The 16,509-nt window shown below is 34.8% G+C and carries 19 protein-coding genes; 2 read left to right on the forward strand and 17 right to left on the reverse strand.

Translation table 11 applies throughout. The features are described 5' to 3' along the window. Positions 1-11: 11 nt before the first annotated feature. The gene (locus FJR47_RS08725; protein ID WP_152300056.1) at positions 12-446 is read right to left on the reverse strand and encodes a 2-thiouracil desulfurase family protein; all 435 of its coding nucleotides are present in this window, start codon (positions 444-446) and stop codon (positions 12-14) included. Further along, positions 440-1,855 carry an aldehyde dehydrogenase family protein gene (locus FJR47_RS08730; protein WP_152300057.1) on the reverse strand — a complete coding sequence of 472 codons (1,416 nt, stop codon included), beginning with the start codon at positions 1,853-1,855 and terminating at the stop codon, positions 440-442. The genes FJR47_RS08725 and FJR47_RS08730 overlap by 7 nt, the downstream gene beginning before the upstream one ends. Positions 1,856-1,931: 76 nt before the next feature. Here FJR47_RS08730 and FJR47_RS08735 point away from each other — a divergent pair, with 76 nt between their 5' ends. Further along, entirely contained in the window at positions 1,932-2,339 is a 408-nt protein-coding gene (locus tag FJR47_RS08735) for a thioredoxin family protein (protein WP_152300058.1), read from the forward strand. On the opposite strand, the gene FJR47_RS08740 is transcribed toward FJR47_RS08735, so the two are convergent. From FJR47_RS08740 to FJR47_RS08790, 11 genes are all read right to left on the reverse strand, one after another. After that, complete coding sequence (locus tag FJR47_RS08740; protein WP_152300059.1) at positions 2,336-2,665, reverse strand: YraN family protein; 330 nt, start codon at positions 2,663-2,665, stop codon at positions 2,336-2,338. The genes FJR47_RS08735 and FJR47_RS08740 overlap by 4 nt on opposite strands. Further along, the gene (locus tag FJR47_RS08745) at positions 2,666-4,729 is read right to left on the reverse strand and encodes a molybdopterin oxidoreductase family protein (protein WP_152300060.1); all 2,064 of its coding nucleotides are present in this window, start codon (positions 4,727-4,729) and stop codon (positions 2,666-2,668) included. Positions 4,730-4,781: 52 nt separating this feature from the next. After that, on the reverse strand, positions 4,782-6,041 hold the full coding sequence (locus FJR47_RS08750) for a homoserine dehydrogenase (protein ID WP_152300061.1): 1,260 nt from the start codon (positions 6,039-6,041) through the stop codon (positions 4,782-4,784). A gap of 1 nt (position 6,042) precedes the next feature. Continuing rightward, the gene (locus FJR47_RS08755) at positions 6,043-7,263 is read right to left on the reverse strand and encodes an LL-diaminopimelate aminotransferase (RefSeq protein WP_152300062.1); all 1,221 of its coding nucleotides are present in this window, start codon (positions 7,261-7,263) and stop codon (positions 6,043-6,045) included. Positions 7,264-7,319: 56 nt separating this feature from the next. After that, positions 7,320-8,183 carry a hypothetical protein gene (locus FJR47_RS08760; RefSeq protein ID WP_152300063.1) on the reverse strand — a complete coding sequence of 288 codons (864 nt, stop codon included), beginning with the start codon at positions 8,181-8,183 and terminating at the stop codon, positions 7,320-7,322. Beyond that, positions 8,177-9,070: a hypothetical protein gene (locus FJR47_RS08765; protein WP_152300064.1), complete on the reverse strand. Its 894-nt coding sequence runs from the start codon at positions 9,068-9,070 to the stop codon at positions 8,177-8,179. The genes FJR47_RS08760 and FJR47_RS08765 overlap by 7 nt, the downstream gene beginning before the upstream one ends. After that, positions 9,067-9,747 (reverse strand): 23S rRNA (guanosine(2251)-2'-O)-methyltransferase RlmB, encoded by a 681-nt coding sequence (gene rlmB / locus FJR47_RS08770; RefSeq protein ID WP_152300065.1) that lies wholly within the window; start codon positions 9,745-9,747, stop codon positions 9,067-9,069. Before rlmB ends, FJR47_RS08765 begins: the two co-directional genes overlap by 4 nt. Positions 9,748-9,805: 58 nt before the next feature. Further along, the gene (gene rsmI, locus FJR47_RS08775) at positions 9,806-10,621 is read right to left on the reverse strand and encodes a 16S rRNA (cytidine(1402)-2'-O)-methyltransferase (RefSeq protein WP_152300066.1); all 816 of its coding nucleotides are present in this window, start codon (positions 10,619-10,621) and stop codon (positions 9,806-9,808) included. A gap of 12 nt (positions 10,622-10,633) precedes the next feature. Then, a complete protein-coding gene (gene rpmE, locus FJR47_RS08780; protein WP_152300067.1) occupies positions 10,634-10,834 on the reverse strand; it encodes a 50S ribosomal protein L31 in 201 nt (66 codons plus the stop codon). Positions 10,835-10,934: 100 nt separating this feature from the next. Next, positions 10,935-11,612, reverse strand: coding sequence for a 16S rRNA (uracil(1498)-N(3))-methyltransferase (locus tag FJR47_RS08785; RefSeq protein WP_241855438.1), 678 nt, complete (start codon positions 11,610-11,612; stop codon positions 10,935-10,937). Beyond that, positions 11,603-11,992: a hypothetical protein gene (locus FJR47_RS08790; RefSeq protein WP_241855397.1), complete on the reverse strand. Its 390-nt coding sequence runs from the start codon at positions 11,990-11,992 to the stop codon at positions 11,603-11,605. The genes FJR47_RS08785 and FJR47_RS08790 overlap by 10 nt, the downstream gene beginning before the upstream one ends. Positions 11,993-12,047: 55 nt before the next feature. On the opposite strand from FJR47_RS08790, the gene FJR47_RS08795 reads away from it, so the two are divergent. Next, the gene (locus FJR47_RS08795; RefSeq protein WP_152300070.1) at positions 12,048-13,274 is read left to right on the forward strand and encodes a molybdopterin molybdotransferase MoeA; all 1,227 of its coding nucleotides are present in this window, start codon (positions 12,048-12,050) and stop codon (positions 13,272-13,274) included. A 43-nt stretch (positions 13,275-13,317) separates the two neighbouring features. On the opposite strand, the gene FJR47_RS08800 is transcribed toward FJR47_RS08795, so the two are convergent. The 4 genes from FJR47_RS08800 to FJR47_RS08815 all read right to left on the reverse strand — a co-directional run bounded on the left by FJR47_RS08800 (position 13,318) and on the right by FJR47_RS08815 (position 16,414). Then, complete coding sequence (locus FJR47_RS08800) at positions 13,318-13,899, reverse strand: 6-pyruvoyl trahydropterin synthase family protein (protein ID WP_152300071.1); 582 nt, start codon at positions 13,897-13,899, stop codon at positions 13,318-13,320. Positions 13,900-13,911: 12 nt separating this feature from the next. Next, the gene (locus FJR47_RS08805; protein WP_152300072.1) at positions 13,912-14,670 is read right to left on the reverse strand and encodes a 7-carboxy-7-deazaguanine synthase QueE; all 759 of its coding nucleotides are present in this window, start codon (positions 14,668-14,670) and stop codon (positions 13,912-13,914) included. After that, on the reverse strand, positions 14,670-15,635 hold the full coding sequence (moaA, locus tag FJR47_RS08810; RefSeq protein ID WP_152300073.1) for a GTP 3',8-cyclase MoaA: 966 nt from the start codon (positions 15,633-15,635) through the stop codon (positions 14,670-14,672). Before moaA ends, FJR47_RS08805 begins: the two co-directional genes overlap by 1 nt. Positions 15,636-15,781: 146 nt before the next feature. Next, positions 15,782-16,414, reverse strand: coding sequence for a hypothetical protein (locus tag FJR47_RS08815; protein ID WP_152300074.1), 633 nt, complete (start codon positions 16,412-16,414; stop codon positions 15,782-15,784). Positions 16,415-16,509: the final 95 nt, after the last annotated feature.

The raw sequence follows: 16,509 nt of genomic DNA on the forward strand, positions 1-16,509 counted from the left end.
TATTTAAATACCTATATTAATAACTCATCTGCTATATTTATACCCTTATACTCTCTTAAAAAAATTTCAGCTGCTATGCCGTTTCCAAATTTTAACACCTCTTTTTTTTCATTTAAAATAGGTGTAGTTCCCAGCCCACAGCTAGGCGACTTGGATTTAAGCACTATTGCGTCGGCTTGCGGATTCTCTTTTATAAAAGAGTTTATCTCATCTCTCAATAATTTTGTTACATCTATATTGCTCTTATCTGTAATAATCCTATTTTCTCCATCAATTTCAACAACATTTATTCTTTCTCTTGGAGTACCAAAAAGAGGTGCTTCCGGACAAAAAGGGATGATCTTAAAATCTTTATACTTCTCTACAACCGCATCTACAGCTTTTGTTTTGCCGTCATAGCGGCAGCACTCTCCGAGCAGACATGCACTGATAATTGCCTTTAACATATCACTACACTTTTTATTTCGCTCATCTCTTCGATAGCAAACCGCGGGCCCTCTCTGCCTATACCGCTGAGTTTCACTCCGCCATAAGGCTGAATATCAAATCTAAGTGTAGGCATATCATTAATAACCACTCCCCCTGCATCAAGCTCATAAATTGCCCGTTGAGTCAATTTTAAATCATTTGTAAAAATTGAAAACTGAAGCCCGTAAGGAGAGTTGTTCATGCGAGGAAGAGCATCATCAAAACTCTCTACCTTTACCAAAGATACAATCGGAGCGAAAACCTCTTCACAAACAATTGCCATATCGTCACGAACATCAGCCATTAAACAAGGGTAAAAAAGTCTGCCTTCAACGCGGGGAGGAAGCATAGCAACCGCACCCTCTTTTATGGCGCTCTCTACCCAGCCCATAGCTCTTTGGCACGCATCATCGTCAATAAGCGGACCCATAAAGGTGTCATCATCGTATGGTGAACCTACAATCAGTTTTTTACTCTCCTGCGCCATTTTAGAAGCAAACTCATCATATATTTCAGCATTAACATAGATGCGCTGCAGAGAAATACAAACCTGCCCGGAATTTACAAAGGCTCCTAAAGCGCATCTTGCAGCTGCCAAATCCAAATCAGCGCTTTTGTCTATATAAGTAGCTGCATTCCCGCCAAGTTCCAGTGAGACCTTTTTAATCCCGGCACTTTTTGTAATAATATTACCAACAGGAACACTTCCCGTAAAACTTATAACACGGGGTATATCACTTCTAACCAATGCATCTCCAACTTCAGCATCACCGTAAACAACACTTAGGGCATCTTTTACAGCATATTTGCTCTGGATAAATAATTTTGCAAATTTATACGCGGTGAGCGGTGCTTCGGGAGTTGGCTTAAGCACAACCGTATTACCGGCTGCAAGAGCCGGCGCCAGTTTATGTGCTATCAAATTAAGAGGAAAATTAAAAGGTGTGATTGCCGCAACGACTCCCGCAGGCTCTCTTATAAAAAATGCCGTTGTTTTTTTCCCGCTCGCCATTGCATCGGTATTGATTGTCTCACCGTGCATAGTACGCATTGTCTCAGCCGAAAGAGTTATCGTCTCTATACATCTCTCTACCTCAACTCTGGCAAATGTTATGGGTTTTCCCACCTCATCTGTAATAGTTTTTGCTATATCTTCTTTATTTTGTTTTAACTTTTGTGCAACATCCAAAAGCCAACTGCATCTTTGGGCAATAGTTGTTTTTCGCGTTTGCTTTAAAGCCTCTTTTGCAATCTCTAACGCTCTTTTCACATCATCTCTATCGCAAACAGGAGCTTTTGAAACAATCTCCCCACTATAAGGACTTACTCTTTGAGTTACTTTTTCTTTCTCTACTTCTTGTGAACCAAAATATATTTTTGCTATCATAAAAAAACCTCTCAATTTTATATTTTACTTTTTGTTTTTATGTTATTATAGTGTAAAAACTAATTTTTGGATATTTATGCATAAAACAAGAGCTGTTTTCATCTTTTTATTTCTACTATTTTCAACTCTGCAAAGTGCTGAACTGGACTGGTCAAATGACTATAATGCAGCTTTAAAAGAGGCGCAAAAAAAGAGTAAAAATATATATCTTTATATCGGTTCTGATAATTGCAGATGGTGTGATAGATTTCAGGATATAACACTCTCGCAAAAGCATGTCATAGAAAAACTAAAAGAGGAGTATGTTCTTTTATATCTCTCTAGAGACAAACATAAAATACCAAAACATTTTGAAACAAAAGGGGTGCCAAGACACTATTTTTTAAGAAATGATGGCAAAATTTTTTATGAAGACAGAGGAAGCAGAGAGGTTGAAGGATTTTTAAATTTGCTCGATGAAGTAAGCTTGAGAAAAAGTAATTAGAGTGTTATATTCTCTATAAACTCTATATTTTCATCTACAACAATTAAAGCGTCAAAAACAAAATCCGTATCAAGAGAGTTTTTTTTCATATAGACATATGCGGTTTTGATAAGCTTTGCGAGCTTGCTTTTTGTAATATTTTCAACAGCAGTTTCATATTCAAGAGCGCTTTTTACCTCAATAAAATGCAAAACTCCATCTTTTAGCGCGATTATATCTATCTCTCCAAAGCGGGAATAAAAATTTCTTTCTATAACATCAAAACCATGTTTTAAAAGAAACTCATACGCTTTATCTTCTGCTAAGTTTCCTTTGGCTCTGCTCATTTAGCAGTTAATCACTTCCACTTTTACAGATTTAAAAGCAGCAGTTAAAATCAACTCATCGCTTCTGTCACCAAAAAGTGCATTCACTTTAGAATCCGCATAATGAAATGTTACAAAGAGAGTTTTGGGCTCTATCTTTTTGGTAAACTTTACTTTTAGCGGTTTTGTTTCCCCATACTCGGTTTTCAAAATAACTCGCTCGCTTTTAAAATCATCGGCATCTTCATCATTGACTAAAAGCAAATCTTCATCATATTTATCAAGCAAACTTTGTGTCTGTTTTGTCTGAGCAGCATTATTGTACATTGCAATTGTTCTGCCCGTTGTCAAATAATATCCAGTTAAATTTTTATCAATAATCTCTTCTACCATGCCGCGAAGCTTGTATTGATGATAATGAAACTCGCCGAGCCCATCATCCGTTCTAAAATCCAATTGATGTAAAATCGGAGTATCTTCCGTATGAACCGGCCACTGAAGCCCTCTTTTTCTATGTCTTTGCAATCTTACATAAGATGCTCCGCTAAAGCGGCGATATGCAACTTCTCTTACTTCATCCCAAATTTCATTTGAATTTTTATAGGCATAGTTACCGCCCATCTTATTATCAAGAAGTTTGATAACCTCCCAATCATCAGGAAGATCTGATTCTACAAGCGGCTGAGATAGATGCAATCTTCTCATGGCATTAACATAAACACCCGTTTTTTCATACGCTGATTTTACCCCTATAACTATATCCGCTTTAGAGGTTATATCTGTCATAAACAGCTCTTGCACCATTATAAGTTCAAGATTGCTTATTGCTCTGTCTACTTTATTTATATTTGGATGAATATGAGTTAAATCCTCTCCTATATTTAAAACTGCTTTTATGCGCCCCTCAAGCATCTCATCAACAAGCTGAGGCGTCATTAAGCCAACCTCTTTTGGCGTTTGATAATCTGGGTCATAATAGGGAAGCATCCCCATATCACAAGCACCTTGAACATTGTTTTGACCTCGAAGAGGCATAAGCCCGGTACCGGCTTTTCCGATATTTCCAGTCATTAGGGAGAGATGAGTAATTGCCATTACGGCATAAGAGCCATCAATATGTTCAGTAATACCAAGTCCCCAAAAAATCATAGATTTTTTGAGAGCATACTCTCTTGCTATCTTTGGAATCATTTTGCTAAGATATTCATACCCCTCAATATTCTCAAAATATTTTGGATTTGCATAAGGGTCATTTAAAATTTTATCCTTAAACTCTGCAAAACCTTTTGTTCTCTCTTCTATAAAATTCTCATCATAAAGCTCTTCATTTATAATTACATATGCAATCATATTTAAAACAAGCAGGTTTGCTTCATGCGGCATAATCGCCTTATATTTTGCAAAGCGGTGAAGCTTTATCTCTCTAACATCAAATACAGCCAAATTATCATTTTTTTGCGCCATTTCGACAATACGATTCGCTATTATGGGGTGTGCTTCTGTTGTATTTGAACCAATCACAATCATAAATTCACAGTTGTAAACATCATTATACGGATTTGTAGCTGCACCCTCTCCGATGGTAGCTTTCATACCCCTTAAGCTTGGTGAGTGACAAACTCTCGCACAGTTGTCAACATGAGGGGAGTTTAGAGTGTGACGAGTAAATTTTTGAAAAAGATAAACACTCTCGCATGAGGTTCTTGCGCCGCCAATGGAAGCTACGCTTTTTTGCCCATACTTCTCTTGAATCTCTTTTAGCTTCATAGCTGCGGCAGTTGTGGCAGAATCTAAATCACTCTCATACCAAATATCATCAAAATCTTTTAATGAAGATGCTACTGCATCTTTTATAGCTGGATTTTTATCTAAAAAACTCTTCTTGATTCTTGGTGTTCTAAGGCGCTCTTTTGAGTCAACAAAATCAAAACCGTATTTGCCTTTTATGCAGAGCTTTCCTTGTGAGACTACACCGTCTTTATGTGCAAAGATTTTTTGAATCTTATTCTCTTTTACATGCACAGCTATATCACAACCGACACCACAGTAGGTACAAACACTATCTATTGTTTCAAAGTTTTCCATAAATATCCCATTTTTTGCTGTTTGCAGCTGTTATTAAGATTTTTAATCTTTCTTACACTATCCTAATCATTACAGGCTTAAAGTTTACAAACTCCAAAGCCTCGAGTGAATTTATAAGTTTTTGAATATCTCTTTCATAAGCAGTATGAGTTGAAATCAGAAGATTTGCGCTTTCTTTTGAAGTTGGTCTTTGAAGCATTGTTTCAACTGATATATCATTCTCTTCAAAAATTTTAGTTACTTTTGCCAAAACGCCTTTTTTATCCGATACATTTATGCGAAGATAATATTTTGATTTTATATCTTCTATAGGCTTAAGTTTAAGCCCTGCTTCCATAGGTCTGTCAAAACCAAGCATCGGTCTGCTTTTTCCGCTTCTTGCTATATCTATAATATTTGCTATAACCGCACTTGCAGTTGCATCTCCGCCTGCACCGGGTCCATAGTATAGTGTTTCTCCCACTTTATCGCCAACCACGCTGATGCCATTCATAACACCATCTATTTTTGATATCATCTCATTTTTGCTTATCATACTTGCATGTACGCGAAGTTCGACCATATTTTTATCTTTTTTGGCAATTCCCAAAAGTTTTATAGCATATCCAAACTCACTTGCAAAATCAACATCCTCTTTAGAGATATTTTCAATGCCCTCTATTAAAATATCTTCAGGTTTTGCATCGATACCGTATGCTATAGAGGCGAGTATAAGAAGTTTATGTGCTGCGTCATATCCACCGACATCAAAAGTAGGATCTGCTTCAGCATATCCTAAATCTTGCGCTTTTTTAAGAATATCATCATAGTTTACACCGTTTTGAATCATCTCAGTGAGCATATAGTTACTTGTGCCGTTCATAATCCCCATAATAGACTCTATATGGTTTGCAGAGAGTCCGTCACGAAGAGCATTGATAATAGGGATACCACCTGCAACACTCGCTTCATATTCAAAAGCAATGTCTTGTGCTATCTCTTGAAGTTCATAACGGTGATACGCCAAAAGAGCTTTATTTGCAGTTACTACCGCTTTACCGTTTCTAAGAGCCTTTTTAACTATTTCAAACGGCTCTTCAACACCGCCCATAAGCTCAACTACGATATCAATTTCGTCGTCGTTTAAAATATCATCCACATTATCTGTCAGTTTTATATCTAAACCTCTATCCTTGTTTAGATTTTTTACTACACCGCTCTTTACGACTATATCAACACCTGCACGGGCAGATATAACATCTGCATTATCTTTTAAAATATTGACAACGCTTGCCCCTACTGTTCCTACACCGATTATTCCAATTTTTACCATATTACTTTTTTTCTTCTTGAAATTGTTTTAAAAACTCTTTTATATTTCTAGCTGCTTGGCGAATACGGTTGTCATTTTCTATCAAAGCTATACGAACATACCCTTCACCATATGAGCCAAATCCGATGCCAGGAGCCACGGCAACACCTGCCTCTTTTAAAAGTCTTTTTGAAAACTCTAAAGATCCTAAATGCTGAGCACATTCAGGCAGTTTTGCCCAAACAAACATACTGGCATGATTTTTTCTTATATGCCAGCCTGCCCTGTCAAATGCTTTTAACAAAACTTCTTGACGGTGATTATATTTATCCGTTATATCTTTAACGCAGTGCTGATCTCCGTTTAATGCAACAGTAGCTGCCACTTGAATCGGCGTAAACATTCCATAATCCAACCAAGATTTGATCTTTTGAAGAGCGCCTATAAGCTTTTTGTTTCCGACAAAGAAGCCAACGCGCCACCCTGCCATATTGTAGCTTTTTGAAAGAGTAAAACTCTCAACTGCCACATCTTTTGCTCCAGGTACGCTCATTATAGAAGGCGTTACATAACCGTCAAAAGTTATATCACCATATGCTATATCACTGATAATATAAAATCTTCTCTCTTTTGCCATGGCAACAAGACGAACATAAAATTCCTGAGTAACAGTTGCTGTTGTAGGATTGTGAGGAAAGTTAACCAAAACATATTTAGGTTTTGGCGAACTCTCTTTTAAGACTCTATCAAGATCTTCAAAAAATTTATCCTCATCAAGTCTGTAATCATCATCAAACTCTATTCCAAATTTAACAACATTCCCGCCTGCCAATATAAAAGAGTACTCATGAATTGGATAAGTAGGATCAGGAACAACTGCAACATCTCCAGGATTGGTGATAGCATACGCTAAGTGTGCATACCCCTCTTTGGAACCCATTGTAGCTACACACTCTGTTTCAGGATCTAAATCACAGTCATATCTTTTTTTGTACCAATCAGCGATAGCGGCTAAAAGTTTAGGAATACCTTTTGAAGTTGAATAACCGTGTGTTTTTGTTTTTTGCGCAGACTCAATAAGCTTCTCTCTTATATGCTTAGGAGTATCTCCATCAGGATTTCCCATAGAAAAATCTATAACATCAGCACCTGCCCTGCGTTCTGCCATTTTAAGGTCATTTACCTCAGCAAACACATACTTCGGTAACCTTTTTATTCTCTCAAATTGTATCTCGTCAAACATGAACATTCCTGCTTAAATAATTAATGACATTCTATCAAAAAAATTTGATAATTAGTTTATTTTTTAATTACCGGTTTTAAAACTAAATCATCTTTGATATTTTTAAGCGTGTATATATCGGAAATTTTTACATAATGGGTGTTTTCATGCATATTTAAAGTTAGATATGTTTTTTTTGTATCTATCTTAATAACTCTTAGCAAATTTAAAAATTTATCATAAAATGCAATATGCGGATACCAGTTATTTCTAGAAGAACTTATTATATCTATCTTATCTATTTTTGAAACATTTAACCAGTAGGAGTAAAGAGATCTTTTTAATCTTATCTCTTCAGAATCTTCAAGAGTAGTAACATCAAGTTTGGCATTTTTCATATCTATCACATAAGACCAATCTGTTTGTGACTCTTTTATAACATCAACAATTTCACAACCATTTTTTTTCAGTTCTTGACTAATAACTAAAGGATCAGCAGCATATTCGGAAATCAAACTTATTTTCCAAATAAATTCTGAGTCATTAAAACTTGATTCTTTTGTGACATATCTATAATACCCTATATTTCTTAGTGAGTCACTCATTATTTTTACAAAAAACAGAGGAGCGCCTTTAGTTTTAAAGCTTATATTTGTCTCTTGAGGCTTTTTAAAAAACAGATTTAAAATACCATTCTCTTTAAGTGTTTGAATAACTTTAATAGAGTTTACTCTTCCATCACTGTTATAATACTCCTCTTTTGGAGTGAAAATAATATCTATATAAGCTCTATCTTTCTCAAATGTAACTGGATTAATTAAATTTCTAATCTTTTTAATCAAAAAATCTTCACTTTTTTCACTTTCAAATTTTTCTGTTTCTAATATATCTGCATAGGAGAATGAGAAAAGCAAAGTAAAAATAAAAAATACTTTTACCATCCTTTGCCTTTGTTTAATCTCTTAAACTCTTCCATATCTATCTCTTTTAATTCTGAATTTATATATGAAAATATTATATTTTTAGGATTTGAAAATTTTATAATCTCTCCGTTTATCTCTATATCTATATATCCATGCCCAAACAACAGCAACCACTCTTTTTTTGGGTCCAAAGAAAACTCCCCAGAAAGCGTTTCTTGATATCTTTTATAATTTTTTAAGTCAATATAACCAAGCCATACTTTACTTTTTGGAATAATTTTAAATGAAACTTGCTGAACTTCTACATCCCCATTTTGAGATTCTACTGATTCTGCTTCATATACTGATTTAAGTTCTTCTGCTAATTCAGACTCTTTGGTTGATTCCAATAACTCGGCTGACTCTACAGCTTCTGCTGCTTCTGGAAGTTCTTGTACCTCTTGCGTGTTTAAACTTCTGTTTTCATCAGGCAGAGAACTGTTTTTATCATTTTGAATCTCTAAAATATTGCTTTTGGCACTCTCTATTACACTATTGTCAATTGTATAAAGTACATCTTCCGAAGACTTTATAATAAAATATGTCAATGCAGCAATAACAACTATTCCAAAAATTATATACAAAAGTGTGAAATTTCTTTTTTCTTTAATAAGATAACGAGATAAATTAACACTCTCTTCAACAGGTGCATTGCTTTGAAAATATTCGTTGGCTTTATCTCTTAATTCACTTAAATCAAGAGAATATTCTCTCTCGAGTATAGATAAAAAACCCTTAAGCTGAACACTGTTCATACCTTCAAAATTTTCATCTAAAAGTGCCTGAGCATGGATTAAAGAAATATGTGTTTCTTCATGAATTTTTTGAGCGCTAAATTTTTTTAATTTTTCAACATCTTCACTCATATTCTCATCCTATCCATCAATATAGCTCCAGCTGCACCTACATTTAAAGAATCAAACTTATGTGACATTTTTATACTTACTATCTCATCTAGTTTTGAAGTTACTCTGGCACTCAACCCTTCACCTTCACTGCCTAAAAACAAAGCTCTTTTTTGTTTCACTTTAACATCACGAATATCTTTGCCATTCATATCTGCCCCATAAGTGTAGAAACCCGACATTTTAAGATCATTCATTACATTATGAACATTTGTTTCTATTGCAAAAGGCATATCCAAAAGTGCTCCTGTACTAGTTCTGACAATAGCTTCAAGAGGCAGTGTTTTTACCCCGCATGCTATAACTGCTTCAACACCCAAAGCATAAGCACTCCTGATTATTGCGCCGATATTTCCAACATCAGTCAAACCTGATAAAACAAGTACAAATTCATAATTTAAAAATGTTTTATAGTCATAGAGTTTATAAGGATCAATTTCTGCGAGTATCCCTTGATGAGATGCATTTTTACACATTTTTCCCGCTGCATCAGATGGGATTCTTTTGATTTCAAAATCCATCTTCATAAGACGCGAATACTCTTTTTTATCTATCTCTTTTGCTAAATAAAGTGTTTTTATCTTTTGTGGATGATTGGCAATGATATAATTGATTGGTTGTTTTGCATAAATTAACATAAAGACATTTTATCCAAAAAAGTTAAATATAGAGTGCGTATATAAAAACTCCCTCTATTTAAAGTTTTAATAATCTTTCATAACATGCTTTTGTATTTTCACCAGTTATTTTGCCAATAAGTTTTGCTTGAACTTTTTTCGGCAAATCAAGCTCTAAAATATCATTTTGAGTTATTGCGCTGCTGTTTTGTGCCTTTGATGCACTAATAACGACAACCCACTCCCCTCGAAGATTTGCATCAAGTTTGTGTTTTATCTCATCTGCCGTTCCAAAATAATAATTTTGATACTTTTTTGTAAGCTCTTTTGCTAAAAATATCTCTCTTTTAGGTTCTTCGTAAGAGAGTTCGTCCAAAAGTTTGGCAAGCCTATGTGGAGATTCATAGAGAACTGTGGTAAATCCGCTTCCAAGAGCACCTTGAAGCGAGGCTGCTCTCTCTTTACCTTTGTGAGGCAAAAATCCCCAAAAAAGCATCTTTGTATCTACAAATCCGCTTGCCACAAAAGCAGTTAAAAGTGCATTTGCACCGGGCAGAACATCATAAGCAACACCCATCTCTTGACAATATTTTACTAAAGCTTGTCCGGGGTCACTTATACCGGGCATGCCGGCATCACTTACATAAATAACATTTTGATCAAAAAAAGAGGGCTCTAGTTTTGCTATAAACTCTTTTTCATTATGAGAGTGGAGTGAAATAAAATTTTGATCAGATTTAAAGTCAGTGCTATACCGCTCTTTTAAAATATGGATAAGTTTTTTTGTAACGCGAGTATCTTCGCATAAAAGGGTGTCGGCACTACTTAGAGCCTCTATGGCTCTAAGCGATATATCGCCTATATTTCCAATCGGAGTTGGAACAAGTGTAAGCAAGAAAAATCTTGATTATTTTTTTGCGTAACGCTGGTTGAATTTCTCAATTCTTCCTGCAGTATCTACCATTCTCTCAGAACCTGTAAAGAAAGGGTGACACTCATTACAGATGTCAATTCTCATCTCATCTTTTTGACTTAATGTCTCAAAAGTGTTTCCACATGCACAAGTTACAGTACATGTTACTAATTTCGGGTGGATATCTTTTTTCATTTTTTTACCTTTTGATACTCGTTTGCGTGCGAATATCTATATATTTTTTAAATCCGTATGGGTGCGGATTTTTAAGATTGCAATTATAGCTGAATTTATCTTAAAGAAGTATTTTAGCTGCTATTGCCGCTACAGCGCTCTCTGATCTTAATACCATCGGCGTATCTAATCTAAATGTTTTTAAAGATGAAAGAAGCTCTCTCTCTTTATCAGAAAATCCACCTTCACACCCTATTAAAACTCTTTTTATACCACTGTAGTCCTGCAATGCATTTTGACAAAAATCAAATACATTTACATCAGGAAACTTCGTTACAAACTCTTCTATGTTTTTATAGGTGTCAAACTCTATATATGTACTTCTGCCGCACTGCTGCATAGAAGCTTCTAAAATTCTCTCAAATCTTTTAAAATCAAGTTTAAAATTTTTCTGACTTCTATCACAAAATATAAATGATATTCTCTCAACTCCTGTCTCACAAAGAGAAGGAAGCACTTTTTCTATAGAATTTGAGTCTATTACGCACCAACCAAGATGAAGAGACTTTGTGCTTTTAATTTCCTCTTTTTTTGAAAAAAGCAGCGATAACTCTGCACTTCTTGGCTCAACGCTCTCTATTTTGTATCTATGTAAAATCTCTAAATTCTGTTTTGCTCTAAAATATAATTCATCACCCTTTTTGTGACGACGAACTTTGATTAAATATTTGTATAAGTCACCTCTTATACAAAGAGTATCACGACCTGCTTCATCATCAAATATATATATCAATTCCACATCCAAACAGAGATACTTAATACTAAAAATATTTCAAGAGAGAAAATTTTCAGTGCATATGATTTATAGTTTTCAAACGCATTGTTCTCTTTTTTCTTGAGATATTTCAACTTTATAGAGCGTTTAAATTCAAGATAAATTAAAATTACGGCAAGAAGAATCATAATAATATTTTCTGCCGTAAAATCTAAATGTTTAGCCGCCATCATAACTACACCCGTAAAAATAATTGCAACTATAACTGTTCCAACAATTGGTGTAAAAAGCGACATTGTCCTTGTGTATTTTGTTAAATTTTTCATACTTAAAAGTATCAAAACATTTATAAAAATCACGCCCAAAACTGTAATAACACTATAGTTATGTGTTACAATACTCATATCATACATTTCATTCATGATGAAATTTTACAATAAATTTAATAAAAGAAGAGACATGGCAGTTACAATAGAAGAAGCATTTGAATATATTTATAAAAATACTACGGCAAAATCAATCAAGATATTACCGATTGAGCAAGTTTTAGGATATGTTTTGGCAGAAGATATTATTGCATCGCACAATCTTCCGCCTTATGACAATTCAGCTATGGACGGTTATGCTGTTAAAGTTGAAGATGCAGGCAAAGAGGTAAAAGTAAATCATACAATTTTTGCGGGTGATGATTCAAAAGAGGAGTTAAAAAGCGGATTTGCTATCAAAATAATGACGGGGGCAAGGGTTCCAAAAGGGTGTGAAACAATTGTTCCAATTGAAGATGCAGTAATTTCACAGGATAAAATAAAACTTCCCAAAAAATTAAAACCATTTAGACATATCCGTTTATGTGGTGAAGATATCAAAAGCGCAACTACTCTGTTAAAGAGAGGACAAAGACTTCAAGCGCATCATATTACACTCTTAGCTTCACAGGGCATAAGTCACACTAAAGTTTACAAAAAACCAAAAGTAGCTATATTTGCTTCGGGGAACGAGCTTAAAATGCATTTTGAGAATGTTACATCCTATCAGCTCTACAACACAAATACTCCAACATTTTTTTCAAGAGTCAAAGAACTCGGATGTGAAGTTGACTTTATCGGAACATCTCAAGACTCTTTAAAAGATATACAAGAACATATAAAAAGTGCTCTTGAGAGCGACCTTATCATCACTTCAGGAGGGGTTAGCGTAGGTGATGCAGACTTTACAAAAGAGGCTTTTGGTGCATTCGGTTATGAAATATTTTTTGATAAAATTGACATTAAACCAGGCAAACCAACAACTTTTGGACGCATAAAAGATACTTTAATTTTAAATCTTCCGGGAAATCCTCTGGCAGCCGCACTCAATTTTGAACTTTTTGGGCAAAGCATTATTTTGGCATTAAGCGGCGATAAAGCAAAGTATATAAATACAATAGAAACAAAAATGGCAGATGACTACACTTTAAAACCAGGAAGAAGATCTCTTATTCCCGGATATTTTGATGGCATAAAATTTATACCGCATAAAAAATTTGCTCCCGGTATGATATCCCCGCTGGCAGCTTCAAACGCATATATAATTATAGAGAATGATTGTGAAATTTTAAAAAAAGATGCTAAAGTTAAAATAATTCCTACAAGATTTAGTTTTAACTCTAAAGAAATAAACGATTTAATAAATACTACAAAAGAGTAAATCTTTTGAAAACCATCCCTGTTTAAGGTACTTTTTTGGTATTTTAAACACTCTTGGGATTTATAAACCTTTCTCTCTTTTTTATCTTATCTAAAAGGTTTGAATCTCTCCAATTTTTTTGGACTTCTTCACTAAAAGCAAACTCTTCGAGATTTATTAAACCCATATTTAGAGAGTAAGCATCCTCTCTAAAAGCTTGTGCATATCCCGTATCTGTTTCATGAACAATAACACTGTGAAGCTTTACTTCTCTCTCCCCGTTTATGGTTGTAGTTAACTCTAAGAGCTTATCTATCATTACAAAAATAACACGGCTGAACTGCTCAGCAGATGGAGAAACAGGAAGAAGAACCCATCTTGCAGAGTTTTTTTTCATAGCATCTATGTACTCTTTGTTGTCATCTCTCCAGATTGCTATACTATGGTCAAAACTCTCAATAAGATCTTTCATGTTTTGCTTCATCAAACCAAAATCATAAACCATTTGACCATTATCTAAAAAATTGGATGCAAACAAAAGCTCAACTTTATAAGAGTGGCCATGCAGAGAGCTTCTACACTTCGAACTGGAACAGCCTCTAACAATATGAGCATTCTCAAATTTAAAAAGCTTTCTAATTATCATTTTTTAGCACTCCTAAACCCCTTTGTTCTGATCCCATATTCTTATATGAAGTCTGTCGCTAAAATTGTACCCTTTTGATTTGCAAAACTCTATAAGAGGCTCTGTATTGGTCTCCACTTCCTCTTTGTTCCCTCCAAGAGGCATACAATAAACCTGAGTCGCCGGAGAGTGCAGAATTATCTCTGATATCTCCTCTTCCAAGCCTAGAGTTATAGATTCCGCATCTATGGAAAACTTAAAAAAAGCCTCTTTGGCATTTGAGGCAATAGAGTTTATAATATCTCCTCGAACTCTTTTGCTAAAAGATTCATTTGAATTTGACAACTTTACAGATAAAGCGAATATACACTTTTTATATATGGGAAATTTTTCAAAATCTACGCGCAAAGAAGCATTTGTCTCAAAAGTGATTCTATGACCTTTTTTATGCAAAGCTTCCAAAAACTCTACAAAAACCTTTTCATTTGCATATATAAGCGGTTCTCCGCCTGTTAAAACAATATCTACACTTCTAGGCAAATCATAAATATTTAAAATATTAAGAAGCTCTTTTGAACTTTTTATTTCTACCCAATTTTGAGAAAAATGCTCTTTATTTACGGCATAAACCGTATCACATCCTAAAACCTTTGTACCATCAGGAGCTATCTCTTGACAGTTAAAACCTTCGCATTTCATATTACATCCGCCAAAGCGAAAAAAGATTGACGGAGAACCGCTGTATCTACCCTCGCCCTGGATACTGTAAAAATGTTCGACTAGATATATCATCAACCACCCGTTTCATAAAAAGCACGGGATGAAGATTCGCTATCTTCACCGCCCCAACGATTTTTCTCCGGTTTGTTTTTCACAACATCTCTTAAAACTTCTGCTGCTGCTGCAATATCACCCTCTTTTATGGACTTTGATATACTCATGGCTTCATCGAAATAGAGACATGGTATAAGATTGCCCTCTGCGGTTAGGCGAATACGATTGCACTGCTTACAAAAATCATCCCCATAAGGCTCAATGATTCCAAATCGATATCCATCTTTCATGCGGTAATAGCGTGAAGGAGATGCACCATCAAAACCTTCATCTTCGAACTCATAGTGCTCTCTTAAAATTGCTAAAAGTTCATCTGATTTAAGTCCGCTTATCTCTTTAGAAGCATATTGGTTCTCCATATACTCTATAAACCTTATCGTCATATCGCGCTCTTTACAGTACTCTAGCACATCTACAATCTCATCTGCATTCATATTTTTCATAGGAACCATATTTACTTTTACTTTAAGTCCAACCGCTCTGGCCTCTTCCACTCCTGCCAAAACATCCGCTAAAACATCTTTTTGCGCAATTTTTTGCGCAACTTCAGGTTTTAAGCTGTCTATACTGACATTAATTCGTTTTAAACCGGCATCTCTTAATCTCTGGGCCGTTGATTTAAGCAAATAAGCATTTGATGTCATTGCCAAATCTATAGTAGGATCATAATCATAAATCATCTTTATAAATTTATCCAAATCTTCTCGTAAAAGCGGCTCTCCGCCAGTAATGCGAATCTTTTTAATACCTTCGTCAATTGCAACTTTTACAAATAAAAAGAGCTCTTCAAATGAGAGAAGATTCTCTTTTGGAACCCATGAAAAAGGCTTTTCGGGCATACAGTACTGACATCTAAAGTTACATCTCTCTGTTACAGAGATGCGAAGATAGTCAACTACTCTATCATAGCTATCTATTAGCATTATTTATCCTCATTTTTCTCAGGCAAACTGGGAATTTAAAATATAGCTGTATTATATCTTTTCGAGCTAAAAGAAGGTTTGACACTCATCAGAAAAGTTAAAAAAATTTTACTTAACTGATAAATATTCTCATATACGCCTTAAAACTACTTTGTAATAATTTGAGTTTTTAGTGTTTTAAACTCTTCTTCTGTAATAATTCCCTGCTCTTTTAGCTTATATGCTTTTTCCAGCTCATCTGTTTTGGAAACAGATACTTGAGATGGAGCCTGGAGTGTTTGTGCTTCTTCTTTTTCAGATCCGACAACTTCTATAAGATCGTTTATAGCACTGTCAACATCTTCCATTACAGAGCCAGCAAGACCTGTTTTTGCTATCTCTTTTATGCCGATCTCATTTGCTACCTTCTCAAATGCAAATCTCCCGTTTTCTAGATTGTCTCTTACTCTAAGGTAGTGAACTTCTCCGGCTTTTAGGTTAAGTTCTATTATCTGCTCCTCTATTTGGGCTCTTACAACAGAGAGAGTAATAGGATTTGGTTTTAAGTGAAATGCAACATACTCACCGCTTTTAATCTTTTGTTCAACTCTTTTGTCATTTATTCTTATATCGTAGTCCTGATATGAGTAGCTCTCAACGGCTTCACTTTGGTTTGGCATATAGATATAAACCAGTGACGCATTTTCAAGCGGTTCTTGTGCTTTAAAAGGAACTTTATCTGCACACCCGGAGATAAAGAGCAACAGCGTTACGATAAACAGTGTTTTAATCTTTTTCATCAATACTCTTTTTTATAAAATTTAAGGATTGATTATAGCATAAAGTGTTTTTATTTTAGCGGATTTTTTATAATTTTGAAGATTTATAAATTCCC

Origin of the sequence: Sulfurimonas xiamenensis (assembly GCF_009258045.1) — a bacterium.
Lineage (GTDB): Bacteria > Campylobacterota > Campylobacteria > Campylobacterales > Sulfurimonadaceae > Sulfurimonas > Sulfurimonas xiamenensis.